Annotated in this window: 15 protein-coding genes; 2 read left to right on the forward strand and 13 right to left on the reverse strand. The window is 70.4% G+C overall.

Annotation, left to right across the window (positions count from 1 at the left end):
• The first annotated feature begins 100 nt into the window (after nucleotides 1-100).
• Entirely contained in the window at nucleotides 101-1,309 is a 1,209-nt protein-coding gene (locus tag EOV43_RS12000; RefSeq protein WP_422386142.1) for a class I SAM-dependent methyltransferase, read from the forward strand.
• 334 nt (nucleotides 1,310-1,643) lie between these two features.
• On the opposite strand, the gene tsaD is transcribed toward EOV43_RS12000, so the two are convergent.
• From tsaD to glmS, 10 genes are all read right to left on the reverse strand, one after another.
• Nucleotides 1,644-2,720 carry a tRNA (adenosine(37)-N6)-threonylcarbamoyltransferase complex transferase subunit TsaD gene (gene tsaD, locus EOV43_RS12005; protein ID WP_128221496.1) on the reverse strand — a complete coding sequence of 359 codons (1,077 nt, stop codon included), beginning with the start codon at nucleotides 2,718-2,720 and terminating at the stop codon, nucleotides 1,644-1,646.
• Nucleotides 2,713-3,246, reverse strand: coding sequence for a GNAT family N-acetyltransferase (locus tag EOV43_RS12010; protein WP_128221497.1), 534 nt, complete (start codon nucleotides 3,244-3,246; stop codon nucleotides 2,713-2,715). Before EOV43_RS12010 ends, tsaD begins: the two co-directional genes overlap by 8 nt.
• Nucleotides 3,243-3,881 carry a tRNA (adenosine(37)-N6)-threonylcarbamoyltransferase complex dimerization subunit type 1 TsaB gene (tsaB, locus tag EOV43_RS12015; RefSeq protein WP_128221498.1) on the reverse strand — a complete coding sequence of 213 codons (639 nt, stop codon included), beginning with the start codon at nucleotides 3,879-3,881 and terminating at the stop codon, nucleotides 3,243-3,245. Before tsaB ends, EOV43_RS12010 begins: the two co-directional genes overlap by 4 nt.
• 56 nt (nucleotides 3,882-3,937) lie before the next feature.
• Nucleotides 3,938-4,873, reverse strand: coding sequence for a tRNA (adenosine(37)-N6)-threonylcarbamoyltransferase complex ATPase subunit type 1 TsaE (tsaE, locus tag EOV43_RS12020; protein WP_128221499.1), 936 nt, complete (start codon nucleotides 4,871-4,873; stop codon nucleotides 3,938-3,940).
• A gap of 131 nt (nucleotides 4,874-5,004) precedes the next feature.
• Nucleotides 5,005-6,186, reverse strand: a complete 1,182-nt coding sequence (locus EOV43_RS12025) for an alpha/beta fold hydrolase (RefSeq protein ID WP_128221500.1) — start codon at nucleotides 6,184-6,186, stop codon at nucleotides 5,005-5,007.
• A gap of 27 nt (nucleotides 6,187-6,213) precedes the next feature.
• Nucleotides 6,214-7,452 carry an alanine racemase gene (alr, locus tag EOV43_RS12030; protein WP_128221501.1) on the reverse strand — a complete coding sequence of 413 codons (1,239 nt, stop codon included), beginning with the start codon at nucleotides 7,450-7,452 and terminating at the stop codon, nucleotides 6,214-6,216.
• A gap of 5 nt (nucleotides 7,453-7,457) precedes the next feature.
• The gene (locus EOV43_RS12035) at nucleotides 7,458-8,894 is read right to left on the reverse strand and encodes an NAD(P)H-hydrate epimerase (protein ID WP_128221502.1); all 1,437 of its coding nucleotides are present in this window, start codon (nucleotides 8,892-8,894) and stop codon (nucleotides 7,458-7,460) included.
• Between the two features lie 31 nt (nucleotides 8,895-8,925).
• Nucleotides 8,926-9,696, reverse strand: a complete 771-nt coding sequence (locus EOV43_RS12040) for a hypothetical protein (protein WP_128221503.1) — start codon at nucleotides 9,694-9,696, stop codon at nucleotides 8,926-8,928.
• A gap of 120 nt (nucleotides 9,697-9,816) precedes the next feature.
• Complete coding sequence (locus EOV43_RS12045; protein WP_128221504.1) at nucleotides 9,817-10,185, reverse strand: holo-ACP synthase; 369 nt, start codon at nucleotides 10,183-10,185, stop codon at nucleotides 9,817-9,819.
• A 21-nt stretch (nucleotides 10,186-10,206) separates the two neighbouring features.
• Nucleotides 10,207-12,051: a glutamine--fructose-6-phosphate transaminase (isomerizing) gene (gene glmS / locus EOV43_RS12050; protein WP_128221505.1), complete on the reverse strand. Its 1,845-nt coding sequence runs from the start codon at nucleotides 12,049-12,051 to the stop codon at nucleotides 10,207-10,209.
• Here glmS and coaA point away from each other — a divergent pair.
• A complete protein-coding gene (gene coaA, locus EOV43_RS12055; RefSeq protein WP_128221506.1) occupies nucleotides 12,050-13,045 on the forward strand; it encodes a type I pantothenate kinase in 996 nt (331 codons plus the stop codon). The two genes, glmS and coaA, sit on opposite strands and share 2 nt — an antisense overlap.
• A gap of 119 nt (nucleotides 13,046-13,164) precedes the next feature.
• Here the strand turns inward: coaA and glmM are convergent, their stop codons facing one another.
• The 3 genes from glmM to rplM form a co-directional block, all read right to left on the reverse strand.
• On the reverse strand, nucleotides 13,165-14,508 hold the full coding sequence (glmM, locus tag EOV43_RS12060; RefSeq protein ID WP_128221507.1) for a phosphoglucosamine mutase: 1,344 nt from the start codon (nucleotides 14,506-14,508) through the stop codon (nucleotides 13,165-13,167).
• A gap of 193 nt (nucleotides 14,509-14,701) precedes the next feature.
• Entirely contained in the window at nucleotides 14,702-15,214 is a 513-nt protein-coding gene (rpsI, locus tag EOV43_RS12065; RefSeq protein ID WP_128221508.1) for a 30S ribosomal protein S9, read from the reverse strand.
• 27 nt (nucleotides 15,215-15,241) lie between these two features.
• On the reverse strand, nucleotides 15,242-15,685 hold the full coding sequence (gene rplM / locus EOV43_RS12070) for a 50S ribosomal protein L13 (protein WP_128221509.1): 444 nt from the start codon (nucleotides 15,683-15,685) through the stop codon (nucleotides 15,242-15,244).
• Nucleotides 15,686-15,918 lie beyond the last annotated feature (233 nt).

Raw genomic sequence — 15,918 nt, forward strand, 5'->3', positions numbered from 1 at the left:
GTTAGCACTCACTCAAACCGAGTGCCAGAACCTCCCTGCAAACTCCCGTCGAAGTCTCCGCGCTCCGCGGGCGACGCGCCGGGCCCGGGCAGGTGCGAGGATGTGCCTCGTGGAACTCGAGACCTTCGCCTGGCTGCTCACCGACGACGGGCAGCGCCTGCTGGAGACGGCAGCGCACGCCCTCGCCGACGCGAGCGGGGACGCTCTGGCCGCGAACGCCGCGGTCCGCAAGGTCGAGCCCGACCCCGAGCGCTCCGCCGCCGCCATGACCCAGGTGTCCCTGCGAGTGAAGGGCGTCGCGAAGTTCGGCGAGGACGCCCTGAAGATGTACTTCACCCCTGACGGCCTCGAGCAGGCCACGCGCTGGCGGGTCGCGGCCCATCGCGCCGGGCGTCTGGCCGCTGCTCAGCCCTCCAGCGTCATCGACCTGGGCTGCTCGATCGGTGGCGACCTGATCGCGACCGCCCGTGCCGGGATGACCGCGGCCGGCGTCGACCTCGACCCGATTCGCGTGGCCGTGGCCCGCGCCAATCTCGACGCTCTGGGACTGGAAGGTGCCGTCCAGGTCGCCGACGGCACGGGCCTGGACCTGTCTGGCTTCGGCACTGCGTTCGCCGATCCGGCCCGCCGAGGCGCCCGAGGACGCGTCTTCGACGAGAACGGCTGGACCCCGCCGTGGCCGTTCGTCCAGGACCTGCTGGCCGAGCGTCGGGCTGCGACCGCTGTCGTGAAGGTCGCCCCCGGCATCGGCCACGACCTCGTGCCCGACGGCGTCGAGGCCGAGTGGGTCTCCGAGGACGGCGAGGTGAAGGAGGCCGCCCTGTGGTCGCCGCGTCTGGCCACCGCTTCCCGTCGCGCCACCGTCATCTCCTCCGCCGGCGGACTCGCCACCCTGACCGAGGAGGACGACCCCTACCAGGGCGAACCGCGTCCGGTCCGCGAGGTCGGCCGCTGGCTCTACGAGCCCGACGGCGCCGTGATCCGCGCCGGACTCGTCACCGCCGTGGCCGCGATGACCGAGGGCGGACTGCTCGACGAACACATCGCCTACGTGACCTCCGATGCCGGTTTCGCGGGCCCGTTCATGAAGTCCTACGAGGTCATGGACGAACTCCCCTACCGGGAGAAGCAGCTCAAGGCCGCCCTGGCCGAACGCAACGTCGGACGCCTGACGATCAAGAAGCGCGGCGTCGACGTCGTGCCGGAGCAGTTGCGCAAGCGCCTTCAGCTCAAGGGCTCCGAGGAGGCGACGATCGTCGTCACTCGGATCGCCGGCGTGGGTCGCGTGCTGCTGGTCCGCCCGGCCTGATCCCCCACCGCGCGCTGCCGGACGTCATAGGGATCGGGGCCCATGGCCCTCGATTCCTATGACGTCCCGAGGGGTCGTGCGGGGATGTGTGGCAACCCTCGGGCGCACCGACCCCTGAATGCACTCAGGGCCCGGGACCTCGTGGAGCGGTCCGGACCCTGAGTGTGACTCCCTCCGCGTACCCGAAGGGTGACCACCGACTCCGCGACGATGCGGTGGCCGAGTGTCCATCGCGTACGGCCAGTCAACCGGCAGCGACAGGTGAACCGTACACCCGATCTACGACAATGAGTAGTAGGACACGCTGTGGGGCGCCCCACAGGACGGGGAAACGTCAGGCCAGGACCTGCGTCACCGGCTGCGAGGAGTCGGCCGGCAGATCGAGCAGGGAAGGCGTGCGACCACGCGCGACCATCTCGGCGCCGAGCGCGGCGACCATCGCGCCGTTGTCGGTGCACAGGCCCGGACGCGGGACACGGACGGTGATGCCCTTCGCGGCGGCGCGTTCGGTGGCCATCGCCCGCAGACGCGTGTTGGAGGCGACTCCGCCCCCGATCACGATGTGCTCGATGCCCTCGGTGACCGCGGCGTCGAGCGCCTTGCGGACCAAGACGTCACACACGGCCTCCTGGAACGACGCGGCCACGTCGGCGACGTCGACGTGCTCACCGGCGCGCTGCTTCGCCTCGACCCAGCGGGCCACGGCGGTCTTGAGGCCGGAGAACGAGAAGTCGTAACGGTGACGCTCCAGGTCGCGCTTGGCGGTGAGGCCACGCGGGAACTGGATCGCGACGCTGTTGCCGGACTGCGCGGTGCGGTCGATCACCGGGCCACCGGGGAAACCGAGGCCGAGCAGGCGCGCGACCTTGTCGAACGCCTCGCCGGCGGCGTCGTCGATGGTGGCACCCATCGGGTCGACGCCGAGGGTGATGTCAGTGACCTTGAGCAGGCTGGAGTGGCCACCCGAGACCAGCATCGCCAGGGCCGGCTCCGGCAACGCGCCGTGCTGGAGCTGGTCGACGGCGACGTGCGCGGCGAGGTGGTTGACGCCGTAGATCGGCTTGCCGAGGCTCCAGGCCAGCGACTTCGCGGCCGCGACGCCGACGAGCAGCGCACCGGCCAGGCCGGGACCCGACGTCACCGAGATCGCGTCGACGTCGGCGAGCTTGATCCCGGCGGTCTCGCAGGCACGCTCGATCGTGGGAACCATCGCCTCCAGGTGGGCACGGCTCGCGACTTCGGGGACGACGCCACCGAAGCGGACGTGCTCCTCGACGCTGGTCGCGACCGCGTCGGCCAGCAGCGTGTGACCACGGACGATGCCGATGCCGGTCTCGTCGCAGGAGGTCTCGATGCCGAGGACCAGCGGTCCGTCGGTGCGGACCTCTCCGGGGGCCAGTACGTCACTCATGGGTCAAGTCTCCCTCGCCCGCGGGCATGCGGGTCTCGTCGTACGTGTCGTTCTCGTCGAGCGGCAACTCCAGGACGAGTGCGTCCGAGCCGTCGCGGTAGTAGCCGGGACGTCGGTCGATCTCGACGTACCCGAGACGGGTGTAGAAGGCGCGGGCGCCGGTGTTGGCCTCGCTGACCTCGAGCAGCACGCGTTCGGCGCCCTCGGTGCGGGCGTCCGCGGCGGCGGCGTGGTGCAGAGCCAGCGCCACTCCCCCACGTCGTGCCGCGGGGACGACGCCGATCCGGAGCAGGTCGACGAAGTCGCCCAAGGTCTGGGTGAGGACGTAGCCGGACACCGGGCCCTGGGGTGCACGGCCGCCCACGACGTGCAGGCGGCGGCCGTAGCCGGCCACCAGGTCACGCAGTGCGTCGGCGTCCCAGGCGTCGTCGAACAGCTCAGCCTCGAGCGCGACGAGCCCCACCAGGACCTCGTCGACGTCGGCCGGAGAAACCAGCCGCACGCCGGACACAGCAGCGCCGCTCACAGCAGCGAGCGCGTCGCCTTGGGCGACACCACGGCGTCAGGACGACGCAGGTAGAGCGGGTCGGGGTCGAGCAGTTCAGCACGCTCACCGGCGACCGCGCGGGCCAACCAACCGGCTGAGGGCATCAGCGGACCCACGGCGTTCGGGAACGCCTCGGGGTACAGGTGCGCGCCCTCACCGACCACGGGCAGCGTGGTCGCGGCGTCGGCAGGCTTCAGGACGGCAGGGCCGTCGACGCGGACGCCGGCGGAGTAGGAGGCCACGTAGACCTCCTTGCGCCGTGCGTCGGTGGCGACCAGGAAGTCACCCTCCACGACGCCGGAGTCGAAGGCCTCGATCGCGAGGACGTCGAGGGAGCAGACCGCGTAGACCGGGATGTCGAGGGCGAAGCCCATCGTGCGGGCCGCGACCAGACCGACCCGGAGGCCGGTGAACGGTCCGGGCCCGGCACCGACGGCGATCGCGGTCAGGTCGGCCGGGGTCAGACCGGCCTCGCGGACCACCTCGTCGATCATCGGCTGCAGGTGTTCGCCGTGCTTCATGGGGCGTTCGGAGGAGCGTTCGGCGACCACCGAGGTGCCGTCGTGCAGTGCGACCGTGACCAGCGGGGTCGCGGTGTCGAAGGCGATGAGCATGCTTCGAGGTTACTTCTGCTGCGCGCCTCGGCGTCAGTCCGCGGCGAGGGGCGCGCTCAGGCCGAGCGCACCCACGTGAGCGTCACCACGCGCGGGTCGAGGTCCTCGAGACCCTCGACGTCGGCTGCGGCGTCGGCGTCGTCCTGGGCAGCGGTCTCGGCGATGTCCATCTCTCCGACGGCGCGGGTCACGGTCACCTCGAGCCGACGGTCGGCCAGTCCCTCGGCCACGCCGGCTCCCCACTCGACCACGGTGACGGCGTCGTCGAAGGAGGTGTCGAGGTCGAGGTCGTCGAGCTCGTCGACGCCGCCGAGGCGGTAGGCGTCGACGTGGACCAGCGCCGGACCGTCCACCAGCGAGGGGTGGACGCGGGCGATCACGAAGGTGGGCGAGGTGATGCCGGACCGGACCTGGAGGCCCTCGCCCAGGCCCTGGGTGAAGGTGGTCTTCCCAGCGCCGAGGCCACCGGTGAGGACCAACAGGTCGCCGCGCTCCAGCAGGCGTCCGACGTTCTCGCCGAGGTCGCGCATCGCGTACGCGTCGGTGACGACGTGGCGCTCGGGCAGGGCCAGGTGCAGCTCGACGTGCGGGGATGTGCGGGAGTGCTCCACGAAACCGTGGTGCTCCCAGAAGACGACGTTGGACGCGATCTCCTCGCGGGCCAGCACCACCATCGTGCGCTGCGCGGGGCACGCCTCGACGGCAGCCTGCACCAGGGTGGAGGCGACGCCGTGGCCCTGGGCGTCGGGACGCACCGAGACCCGCCGCAGGTGCACGACGTCGTCGCGGACGTCGAGGATCAGGCTGCCGACGATCCGGCCGTCCTGGACGGCCACGATGCCGTTGGCGCGGCCGAGCATCGCAGCGACCTCGGCGTCGGAGTCGCCGAGCGCGGCGGTCGGCGGGTCCAGGGGAGGTCGGGACGCGAACGCCGCGAGGATGCACGCGTGCACCTCGGCAGCCGCCTCCGCTCCCACCCGACGGGTGAGCACGGGGACGGACGGAGCCGACAGGTCGGTGGTGATGGCGTTCAGCGGAAGCTCCTTCGTCGTCCCGGGCAGGTGGTCCGTGCCCGGTCCTCCGGCGCGCGCCGGAGAGGGGGACGTGCAAGGACCTGGTGTGGTCAGCCGGCGCGCCCGGGGCGCCTGCTGCGTCCATTCTCGCGCGCCGGGGGTGCAGCTCGGGTAATCAGGTGGTCGAGTTCGCGGTCGACGTCGCTGTGACGCTCCATCAACACCATGTGCCCTGCGCCGTGAGCCTCGTAGAGCTCCGAGCCGGGGATCCGGGCGTGCAGCTTGCGTTGGTGGCCGATCGAGGTGAGCCGGTCGGCGGTGCCACCGACGATCGTCACCGGCACCTTGGTGAAGCCGTCGAGGTTCTCGAAGAGGTTCAGGGAGACGAACGTCGGGTAGAACGCAGCGACCACCTCGAACGGCGTGGCGTCGATCATGTCGAAGACGAACTCGGCCCAACTGCGCGGCACCTCGTCACCGAAGGAGTAGCGGTCGGTGATGCGACGGGCCAACGGGATCCCTGAGGAACGGAGCCGGTCGACGAACCCGTGGCCACGGTCCAGGACCTTGACGGCCCGGTTCACCGCCCCGCTGGTCAGTGCACCCACCGGCGCGAGCGGGAAGAGGATGCGTCCCGGGTCCATGCCGCCCGCGGTGGTGGCGACCAGTGCGGCGCCCACGACCTTCTCCCCGAACAGGTCGGGGAACTGCGCAGCGAGGGAGACCACCGTCATGCCGCCCATCGAGTGGCCCACCACCACCGCCCGCCCCGGACAGGTGGTCGCGATGACGCGTTCGAGGTCGCGGCCCAGCTGCTCGATCGTGCAGTGCTCGGGCGCCGAACGCGCCGAACGACCGTGTGATCGCTGGTCGTAGAAGACGGTGCGGACCCGGCCGCGCAGATGTCGGCGCTGGAAGTGCCAGGCGTCCTGGTTGAGGGTGAATCCGTGGGCGAAGACGACCGTGACGTCCTCGGGCCATCCGGACTCCCCGGCGAGTGCGGGGTCCACCTCGTCGACCTCGACGTGCAGGTCGATGCCGTCCTCGGTGACGACGTTGAGCACCTGACCGCGCAGGCTGCCGAACGTCAGGCCGTCCTCGGCGTCGTGGTTCCCACCGAAGAGCAGGTCGGGGTTGTCGACGCCCGGCTGCGGCACGTTCTCCGCCGCCGGCATCTCGCCCTCCCGGAGGCTGGCCTGCACCCGCTGGTAGGCGACCGCACTCGCGGTGGCTCCCGCCGCCAGGCCCAACGACCCGGCCGCGACCCGCAGTGCTCTACCTCTGATGCTCATCGGTGGCCCCTCTCAGTGGACGGTCTCTCAACGGTGGGACGTCGCGGACCCTCCGACATGACGCCGAACGAGCCGTCCGCCCAGTCTGCTCACGACCTCGTAGTTGATGGTGCCGATTGCTGCAGCCCAGTCGTCGGCAGTCGGTTCGCCGTGCGTCCCCGGCCCGAGGAGCACGAACTCGCTGCCTGCGGCGGGGGTGTCGCCCTCGAGATCGACGACGATCTGGTCCATGCAGACCTTGCCGCGGACCGGACGACGCCTGCCGTCCACCCAGACCTCGGCCCCCGGGGACGCAGCGCGCGGGATGCCGTCGGCATAGCCCACCGGGACCAGCCCGAGGGTGGTGGCGCGGCCGGCGGTCCAGGCGTGCCCGTAGGAGACGCCCTGGCCGGCGGGAATCTCCTTGACCATCGCGAGGCGACCACGGACCGTCATCGCAGGGCGCAGGCCGATGGCCGGCATGACGCCGGGGGCGGCGTCGAGTCCGTACAGGGCGATGCCGCAACGGACGAGGTCGTGCCGGAGCTCCGGGCGCAGCACGGCGGCGGCGGAGTTGGCGACGTGACGGACCTCCAGAGCCAGTCCTGCCTGCTCCGCGACGGCCACGGCACGGTCGAAGACGGCTGCCTGCAGGTCGGTGACGGGGTTCTCGGGCTCGTCGCTGGCCACCAGGTGTGACCAGACCCCGACCGCGTGCAGCGATCCGGCGTCCTGGGCCTTCTTGGCGGCGGCGACGAGGGCCGGCCACTCCGGTTCGCGGGCACCGCCGCGGGAGAGGCCGGTGTCGATCTTGAGGTGGACGCGGGCCACGCATCCCAGACGTTCGGCGGTCTCTGCGACCTGCGCGACCTGCGCGGGGGTGTAGACCGCGACGTCGACGTCGGCGTCCAGGACGGCGGTGTAGTCGTCTCCGGGGGCGAAGACCCAGCACAGGAGGCGTCCGGTGTCGCCGTCGGCACGCAACGTCAGCGCCTCCTCGGCGGTGGCCACGCCCAGCCAGGGCGCTCCGGCACGACGCGCTGCGGCAGCCACTTCGAGCATGCCGTGGCCGTAGGCGTCGGCCTTGACCACGGCCATGAAGGCGGCCGGTGCGACGAGGGCGGAGAGGACGCGGGTGTTGTGCTCGATCGCGTCGAGGTCGACGACGATCTCGGCGCGCGCGCCCGCTGCCCCGGGGCCGGTGCCCTGAACCGCTCCCTCGTCCGATCCCGGCGCCGATCCCGGCGTGGAGACGCGGCGGGTGGGGTGCGGTGCGGTGGCGCTCATGGTCTCTACTCTCCCACCCTCGCCATCAGAGCACGCGACACCTCGCGGATCGCGTGAGGCAGGTCACCCGCAGTGAACGGGCCGCCCAACTCTTCTGCGGCGCGTCCGTGCAGCCAGGCCCCCATCGCGGCGGCGTCGGGCAGTGGCAGACCGGTGGCGGCCAGGGCTGCGACGAGCCCCGCGAGCACGTCACCGGACCCGGCGGTGCCCAGCCACGGGTTGCCGGTGGTGTTGACCCAGGACCGGCCCTGCGGCGTGACGACGAGGGTGCGTGCCCCCTTGAGCAGGACCGTCACCTCGTGCCGAGCGACCGCCGCCCGGGCGTGGTGGAGCGGGCGGGCCTCCACGTCGGCGCGATCTGCGTCGAGCAGGACGGCGAGTTCTCCGGCGTGGGGAGTCAGGACGACGTCGTGGCCGTGTCCGGGGGCAAACAGGTCGCGGGCATGGATGACGGCGTCGGCGTCGACGACCACCGGCACCCCGTCCGCCAGCGCTGCCTGCAACGCTGCGCGGGCACCGTCTCCGCCTCCGGACCCGACCGCCCAGGCCTGGACGCGTCCCGCACCGACGACCTCGGGGAATCGACGGCGCACCTCGGCGGTCACGGCGTCGTCGCCGACGTACCTGACCATCCCGGCCAGCCCGACGGCCGCGCCGGCGACGCAGAGCACCCCGGCGCCGGGGTACTGCGCCGAACCAGCTCGCACACCGACGACACCACGGGTGTACTTGTGGTCGCCCGCTGACGGGACCCGGAGTGCGGCGGCGACGTCCGCGGCCTCCCAGACTCCGATCTCGGCGTCCTCGGGGAGGGTCTCGTCCAGCCCGATGTCGACCAGGTGCACCTCACCGCAGGCGCGGGCCGCGGGGTCGACGAGGGTGGCGACCTTGTGGGTGCCGAAGGTGACGGTCGCCTCGGCACGGACGTGAAGGTCGGGGGTCTCACCGGTGTCGGGGTCGACGCCGGAGGGCAGGTCGACGGCGATCACCGGCACCCCGTGGGCCGCCAGCGTCGCGAACGTGACCGCGGCCTCGCTGCGCAACCCCGGACGGCCTCCGATCCCGACGACGGCGTCCAGCGCCACGTCAGCCCATCCGGCCCACCCGGTGGGTTCTTCCGGGTCCGCGGCGCGACCGCCCGCAGCCTGCAGTGCGGCCAGACCGTCGGTGTGCACGTGCTCGCTCAGCGCCAGCCAGCGCACCGCCGCTCCCCGACGGGCCAACCAGGCGCCAGCGAACAGGGCGTCGCCACCGTTGTTGCCGGCACCGACCACCAGCAGCACCCGGGCACCTGCCAGACGCCCGCGGGCCCGCGTGATCCGGTCCGCGACGACGACGGCCAGGCCAGTCGCGGCACGCGCCATCAGGGCACCGTCCGGCCCACGACGAAGCAGGACGTCCTCCGCGGCTCGTACGTCGGCCACACGATGAGCGCTCACCATGCGCTCACGCTAACCGGACGCGCCGAGGAGGTCAGCGAGACAGGGGCCGCAGCACCCGCAGCGCACGGTCCAGGACCTCGATCATGGCGCGCAGTTGTTCGGCAGGAGCCAGGACGATCCTCACCAGCACGATCTCGTCGTTCATCCGACGCAGGGAGACGGCACTGCGGCGGTCGAGGAGGCATCGTCCACGTGCGGCAGGTTCGGCGTGGGCTCCGTGGACGGTGAGTCCCACGTCGTCGGGAGCTCCCGATCCGTCCCCGTCCCAGCGCCCCGGCCGGAACCCCGCTCCGTCGACGGCCGACTCCTGCAACCGGTCGACACCGAGGTTGCCCAGGATCCAGGCGAACTCCCGGGCCCCGTCGACCACGTCGGTGCGCGAGATCATCAGCCGAGCGCGCAGGGCCCTCGTCGCGTACAGAGCGGCACGAACGTCCATCACCCGCTCGGTCCCGGTGTAGGGCGGACCGGGCGCGTCCTCCATCCCAGTTCCGGGCAGCACTTCGAGACCGGCGACGGCCTCGTCGAGCGCTCCTGCGAGGTCGACCGGACGTGCGTGTTCGGCGTCCAGACCCACGAAGCAGGAGACCGCGTTGAGCATCGCCATGCCCAGGACGCCCCAGCCGAGGCCGACGACCTCCTCCGCCGTGCTGTCACCTGCCGGCACCGCGCGTTCGGAGGCCTCCTCGATCACACGGACCGTCAGCTCCTCCACCGCGTTGGGCACGTCGATCCGGCCGGCCTCGAGATCGGACTGCACCTCACGGACGTGAGCCACCGCCTGCCACAACTCGTGCACCACGCACCTCCGAGGCCTAGGACTGGCCCCGTCCGGAGCCCGGCACGGGGCGAACCCCGTCCTTCGATCCTGCACCAGCCCGCCGGAGGTGAACAGGCCCCTGACGAACCTCGTGCGGAGAGGTCAGCCTTCGAGAACGACCATCGCCTGGGACACCCCTGCGTCGTGCGTCAGCGAGAGATGAACACTGTTGACGCCGAGTTCGGCAGCGCGTGCGGCCACCGTCCCGCGCAACTCGAAGCGCGGCTGGCCAGACGGTTCGGTCACGACCTCGCAGTCGTGCCACTCCAACCCGGCAGGGGCACCCAACGCCTTGGCGAGTGCCTCCTTGGCCGCGAACCGGGCCGCCAGGGAGTGGATCGGACGCAGGACACCGTCACGCGTCGACTCGGCCTGGGTGAAGACCTTGTCGCGCAGCGCTGGGGTACGTTCCAACGACGCGCGGAACCGGTCGACGTCACAGACGTCGATGCCGATTCCGCGCACCGTCATGGAAGGAAGAGCCTCAGGACGTCACTCGACGGTGACGGACTTGGCGAGGTTGCGGGGCTGGTCGACGTCGTGACCCATCGCGGTGGCCAGTTCGCAGGCGAAGAGCTGCAGCGGGACGACGGCGACGAGCGGCTGGAGCAGCACCGGCACCTTGGGCAGACGGATGAACTCGTCGGCGTAGGGCGTGATCGCCTCGTCGTCGTGCTCGGCCAGGACGATGGTGGCCGCACCACGGGCACGGATCTCCTGGATCGCGGAGACCATCTTCTCGCGGAGCTGGTCGCGGCCCTTCGGCGGAACGATGCAGAAGACCGGGAGGCCCTCCTCGATCAGCGCGATCGGGCCGTGCTTGAGCTCACCGGCGGCGAAGCCCTCGGCGTGGATGTAGGCCAGCTCCTTGAGCTTCAGCGCACCCTCCAGCGCCACCGGGTAACCGGCGTGACGTCCCAGGAAGAGCACCGACTTCGTGTCCACGTGGTCGCGGGCGAACTGGTAGACCTTGTCGGCCTCGTCGAGGACGGTCTGGACGTGCGCGGGCATCGCCTCGAGCTGGTCCATGACGCCGTTGATCTCGTCGCCGTAGAGAGTGTTCTTCGTCTGGGCCAGGTACAGCGCGAGCAGGTAGCAGGCGACCAGCTGGGTGACGTAGCCCTTGGTGGAGGCGACACCGATCTCGGGGCCGGCGTAGGTGTAGATGACACCGTCGGACTCGCGCGGAATCGTGGAGCCGTTGGTGTTGCAGATCGCGAGGACCTTGGACTGCTGGGCGCGCGCGTGGCGGATCGCCTGCAGGGTGTCGGCGGTCTCACCGGACTGGCTGATCGCGACCACGAGCGTCGAGCGGGTCAGGATCGGGTCGCGGTAGCGGAACTCGCTGGCCAGTTCGACCTCGACCGAGATCCGGGTCCAGTGCTCGATCGCGTACTTGGCGACCATGCCCGCGTAGTACGAGGTGCCGGCAGCGATGATGATGATCTTGTCGATGCCCTGCAGCTCGGAAGCGTCGATCCGCATCTCGTCGAGCTGGAGCTTGCCCTCGGCGTCACGACGGCCCAGCAGGGCGTCGGCCACGGCGCGCGGCTGCTCGAAGATCTCCTTGCGCATGAACCAGTCGTAGCCGTCCTTCTCGGCGGCGGCGAGGTCCCAGTCGACGTGGTACTGCTTGCCCTCGGCCGGCTGCCCGTCGAACGTGGTGATCCTGACGCCGTCGCGGGAGATCGTGACGACCTGGTCCTGGCCCAGCTCGAGGGCCTCACGGGTGTGGTCGATGAACGCCGCGACGTCGGAGCCGAGGAAGTTCTCGCCCTCGCCCAGACCGACGACGAGCGGGGAGTTGCGACGTGCTGCGACCACGGTGTCGGGGTGCGCGGCGTCGATCGCGACGAGCGTGAACGCACCCTCCAGACGACGGCAGACGTTCTGCATCGCGGTGGTCAGGTCGTGGCCGGCGACGACCTCGGCCTCGAGCAGGTGCGCAGCGATCTCGGTGTCGGTCTCCGACAGCATCGTGCGACCGGCTGCGACCAGCTCGGCACGGAGCTCGGCGAAGTTCTCGATGATGCCGTTGTGGACCACCGCGAGACGGCCGCGGCTGCCCTGGTGCGGGTGCGCGTTGAGGTCGTTGGGGGCGCCGTGGGTGGCCCAGCGGGTGTGACCGATGCCGGCGGTGGCCGCGGGGAGCGGCGTCGCGGCGATCGAGGCCTCGAGGTTGGCGAGCTTGCCGGCGCGCTTGTCCGAGACGATCAGACCGTCCTTCGGCAGCGCGATCCCGGCCGAGTCATAACCCCGGTACTCCAGGCGGCGCAGTCCCTCGACCACGACGTCCTGTGCCTGCTTCTGTCCGACGTACCCCACGATTCCGCACATGGGCAGTGATCCTATCGGGGAGCGGCGCTGCAAGAATATCTGCGTGGCCATTTCCGAGGACTCCTCACCGTACGTCGAGCTCAACCGTACGGACTGGGCGGCGCTGGCGCCCGAGACCGTCAGCCCGTTGACCTCCGCGGAGGTCTCACGGTTGCGGGGCCTGGGCGACTCCCTCGACATCGGCGAGGTCGAGCAGGTCTACCTGCCACTGTCGAAGCTGCTCTCGATGTACGTCGAGAGCGCGGGCAAGCTGCACCGGCGCCAGACCGCCTTCCTGCAGCACCGTCAGCCGCCACGCACACCGTTCGTGATCGGCGTCGCCGGCTCGGTGGCGGTGGGCAAGTCGACCACCGCCCGTGTGCTGCAGCAGATGCTGGCGCACTGGCCCGAGCACCCCAACGTCGCGCTGGTGACCACCGACGGCTTCCTCTACCCCAACGCTGAGCTCGAGCGTCGCGGCCTGATGCAGCGCAAGGGCTTCCCTGAGTCCTACGACCAGCGTGCCCTGCTGAAGTTCGTCGTCGACATCAAGTCGGGTCGCGACGAGGTCCTGGCCCCCACCTACTCCCACCTCGTCTACGACGTCGTGGACGAGGAGAAGGTGATCGTCAACCGCCCCGACATCGTGATCGTCGAGGGCCTCAACGTGCTCCAACCGGCCCGCGTCCGCGACGACGGACGTCCCTCGCTGGCGGTCAGCGACTTCTTCGACTTCTCCGTCTACGTCGACGCCGCGACCCACGACATTCGCACCTGGTACACCGAACGGTTCCTGAGACTGCGCGAGACGGCCTTCCAGGACCCCGACTCCTACTTCTTCAAGTACGCCGCCCTCACGCACGAGGAGGCCGTCACCGAGGCGCAGCGGATCTGGGACACCATCAACGGCCCCAACCTCAGCGACAACGTCCTGCCCACTCGCGGACGCGCCGACCTGGTGCTGCGCAAGGACTCCGACCACTCGGTCCGGTACGTCCGCCTGCGCAAGCTCTGAGCCGCGCTCACACTCAGCGCCCCACGACGACACGCAGCGCAACGACACGCACGACGACAGAGGGCCCGTCCGCATCGGCGGACGGGCCCTTCTCGCTCCCCGGGGCGGGAGCCGTGGTCTCAGAGCGCGAGCTGCTCGGCGACGACCTTCGCCAGACGGTCGGCGACGTCGCTGGCCTCGAGGTCGGTGGGGGCCTCGACCATGACGCGCACCAGCGGCTCGGTGCCGGAGGGGCGCAGCAGGATCCGACCGCGGCTGCCCAGAGCAGCCTCCTCGGCCATCACTGCGGCGGCCAGCGTCGGGTCGGTGTCGGCGCGGGCCTTGTCGACGCCCTTGACGTTGACGAGCACCTGCGGGAGCTGGGTCATGACCGCGGCGAGTTCCTGCAGGGAACGGCCGGTCTCGACCATGCGCTCCACCAGGTGCAGCGCGGTGAGCGTGCCGTCTCCGGTGGTGGCGTGGTCAGAGAGGATCACGTGGCCCGACTGCTCACCGCCGAGGTTGAAGCCGTGCTTCTTCATGGCCTCGAGGACGTAGCGGTCCCCGACCTTGGTCTGGTGCACGGTGACGCCGTTGGCCTCCATGGCCTGGACGAAACCGAGGTTGCTCATGACGGTGGCCACGACGGTGTCGTGGGCGAGGCGGCCCTGCTCCTTGAGCGCGAGCGCGAGGATCGCGAGGATCTGGTCGCCGTCGACGACGTTGCCCTCGTGGTCCACCGCGAGGCAGCGGTCGGCGTCGCCGTCGAGCGCGAATCCGGCGTCGGCGCCGTTGGCGACGACTGCGGAGCGCAGGTTCTCGATGTGCGTGGAGCCGCAGTTGTCGTTGATGTTGGTGCCGTCGGGCGAGGCGTGGATCGCGACGACGTCGGCGCCGGCGTCACGCAGGGCCTGCGGTGCGACCACCGAAGCGGCGCCTTCGGCGCAGTCGACGACGACCTTCACGCCGGCCAGCGGACGACTCAGCGTGGAGACCAGGTGGGCGGCGTACTCGTCGACGGCGGTGAGGTGGGTCTTGACCCGCCCGACCGCGGCACCGATCGGCCACTCGCGCTCCTCGCCGAGGTCGGCCTCGATGGCGTCCTCGTGGGAGTCCTCGAGCTTGATGCCGCCCGCGAGCAGGAACTTGATGCCGTTGTCGGGCATCGCGTTGTGCGAGGCCGAGAGCATGACGCCCAGGTCCGCGCCGAGGGTGCGGGTCAGGTGGGCGACACCCGGGGTGGGCAGCTCGCCCAGCAGCAGGACGTCGACGCCCGAGGACGCCAGACCTGCGACCACCGCTGCTTCGAGGAACTGTCCCGAGACGCGGGTGTCGCGGCCGACCACGGCGACCGGGCGGACGTCGGATGCGCTCCGCTCCCCCAGTACCTTGGCCGCCGAGACGGAGAGGTCGAGGGCGAGTTGGGCGGTGAGCTGGTCGTTCGCGAGACCGCGAACGCCGTCAGTGCCGAAGAGTCGTGCCATGGACAACGAGAATAGTCCTGCACCCCGGGCCTCGACCCATCGGGGAGATCACCGTTCACTCACGTTCACGAGGTGCGCCCGAGTGACATGCGCGCGGCGACCACGAGGCGACGACCACGAAATGCGGAACACCCCGCCGTGGCGAACCACGACGGGGTGTCCTGTCCCAGCCCCGAGGGGCGAGGAGCTTCGATCAGCGCTTGGAGAACTGCGAAGCCTTGCGGGCCTTCTTGAGACCGGCCTTCTTGCGCTCGACGACGCGAGCGTCGCGGGTCAGGAGACCAGCCTTCTTGAGGGTCGCGCGGTTTGCCTCGACGTCGACGTCGTTCAGCGAGCGGGCCACGCCGAGGCGCAGGGCGCCGGCCTGACCGGCGATGCCGCCACCGTGGACGCGAGCCAGCACGTCGAAACGGCCCTCGACGCCCAGGGCGACGAACGGCTCGTTGGCGATCTGCTGGTGCAGCTTGTTCGGGAAGTAGTCATCCATCGTGCGACCGTTGATGGTCCACACGCCGGTGCCCGGGACGATGCGAACGCGGGCGACAGCCTCCTTGCGACGGCCGGTGGCCGCAGCGGGGGCGATGGTCGCAGCGCGAAGCGGAGCGTCCTCGGACGGAGCGGACTCCGACGAGTACGCGATGCCCTCAGCGTTGGTCTCGAAGGTCTCCTCGACCTCGGTCACGGTGTTCTCGGTGGTCTCAGCCACGGTAAATCCTCACTCGTCCTTCGGAAATTACTGGGAGACCTGGGAGATCTCGAAAGCCTTGGCCTGCTGGGCCGCGTGCGGGTGCTCAGGGCCCGAGTAGACCTTGAGCTTCTTGAGCATCTGGCGGCCCAGGCGGTTCTTGGGGAGCATGCCCCAGACAGCCTTCTCGATCGCCTTGCGAGCGTCGTTCTCGAGGACCTCACCAATGGGGGTCGCGGTCAGACCACCCGGGAAACCCGAGTGGCGGTACGACATCTTGGTGGTCTTCTTGTTGCCGGAAAGGGCAACCTTCTCCGCGTTGACGATGATGACGAAGTCACCCATGTCCATGTGCGGAGCAAACGTGGGCTTGTGCTTGCCACGCAGGAGGTTGGCGGCCTGGACGGAGAGACGTCCAAGAACCACGTCAGTAGCGTCGATGACGAGCCACTCACGCTGGATGTCAGCGGGCTTCGGGCTGTACGTGCGCACGGCGAGAACCTTCTCGTTCGTAGGTACCGGGCGGAGGAGTCCGACCGGAGGTGTTGACACGGCTTCTGACGAACACTGCCCGGAACACAGTCCGGGTCTGCACCGTTCGGCCGTCCGGACGTTGATCCGGGCGTCTTCATGGCGCGGCAGGAGTCGCGACCTACGAGTGTACGCACCCAGAGAGAGGGCAACAAATCACCAGTTCAAGGGATGTCAAGTCGACACCTCGGAAC

Source organism: Nocardioides yefusunii (genome assembly GCF_004014875.1).
In the GTDB taxonomy this organism is placed as follows: Bacteria; Actinomycetota; Actinomycetes; order Propionibacteriales; family Nocardioidaceae; genus Nocardioides; species Nocardioides yefusunii.

What these genes read in the sequence shown, in the direction of transcription:
- EOV43_RS12000 (WP_422386142.1), top strand. Translation starts at nt 101, where the DNA reads ATGTGCCTCGTGGAACTCGAGACCTTCGCCTGGCTGCTCACCGACGAC.
- tsaD (WP_128221496.1), bottom strand. Translation starts at nt 2,720, where the DNA reads ATGAGTGACGTACTGGCCCCCGGAGAGGTCCGCACCGACGGACCGCTG.
- tsaB (WP_128221498.1), bottom strand. Translation starts at nt 3,881, where the DNA reads ATGCTCATCGCCTTCGACACCGCGACCCCGCTGGTCACGGTCGCACTG.
- EOV43_RS12025 (WP_128221500.1), bottom strand. Translation starts at nt 6,186, where the DNA reads ATGAGCATCAGAGGTAGAGCACTGCGGGTCGCGGCCGGGTCGTTGGGC.
- alr (WP_128221501.1), bottom strand. Translation starts at nt 7,452, where the DNA reads ATGAGCGCCACCGCACCGCACCCCACCCGCCGCGTCTCCACGCCGGGA.
- EOV43_RS12035 (WP_128221502.1), bottom strand. Translation starts at nt 8,894, where the DNA reads ATGGTGAGCGCTCATCGTGTGGCCGACGTACGAGCCGCGGAGGACGTC.
- EOV43_RS12045 (WP_128221504.1), bottom strand. Translation starts at nt 10,185, where the DNA reads ATGACGGTGCGCGGAATCGGCATCGACGTCTGTGACGTCGACCGGTTC.
- coaA (WP_128221506.1), top strand. Translation starts at nt 12,050, where the DNA reads ATGGGCAGTGATCCTATCGGGGAGCGGCGCTGCAAGAATATCTGCGTG.
- glmS (WP_128221505.1), bottom strand. Translation starts at nt 12,051, where the DNA reads ATGTGCGGAATCGTGGGGTACGTCGGACAGAAGCAGGCACAGGACGTC.
- glmM (WP_128221507.1), bottom strand. Translation starts at nt 14,508, where the DNA reads ATGGCACGACTCTTCGGCACTGACGGCGTTCGCGGTCTCGCGAACGAC.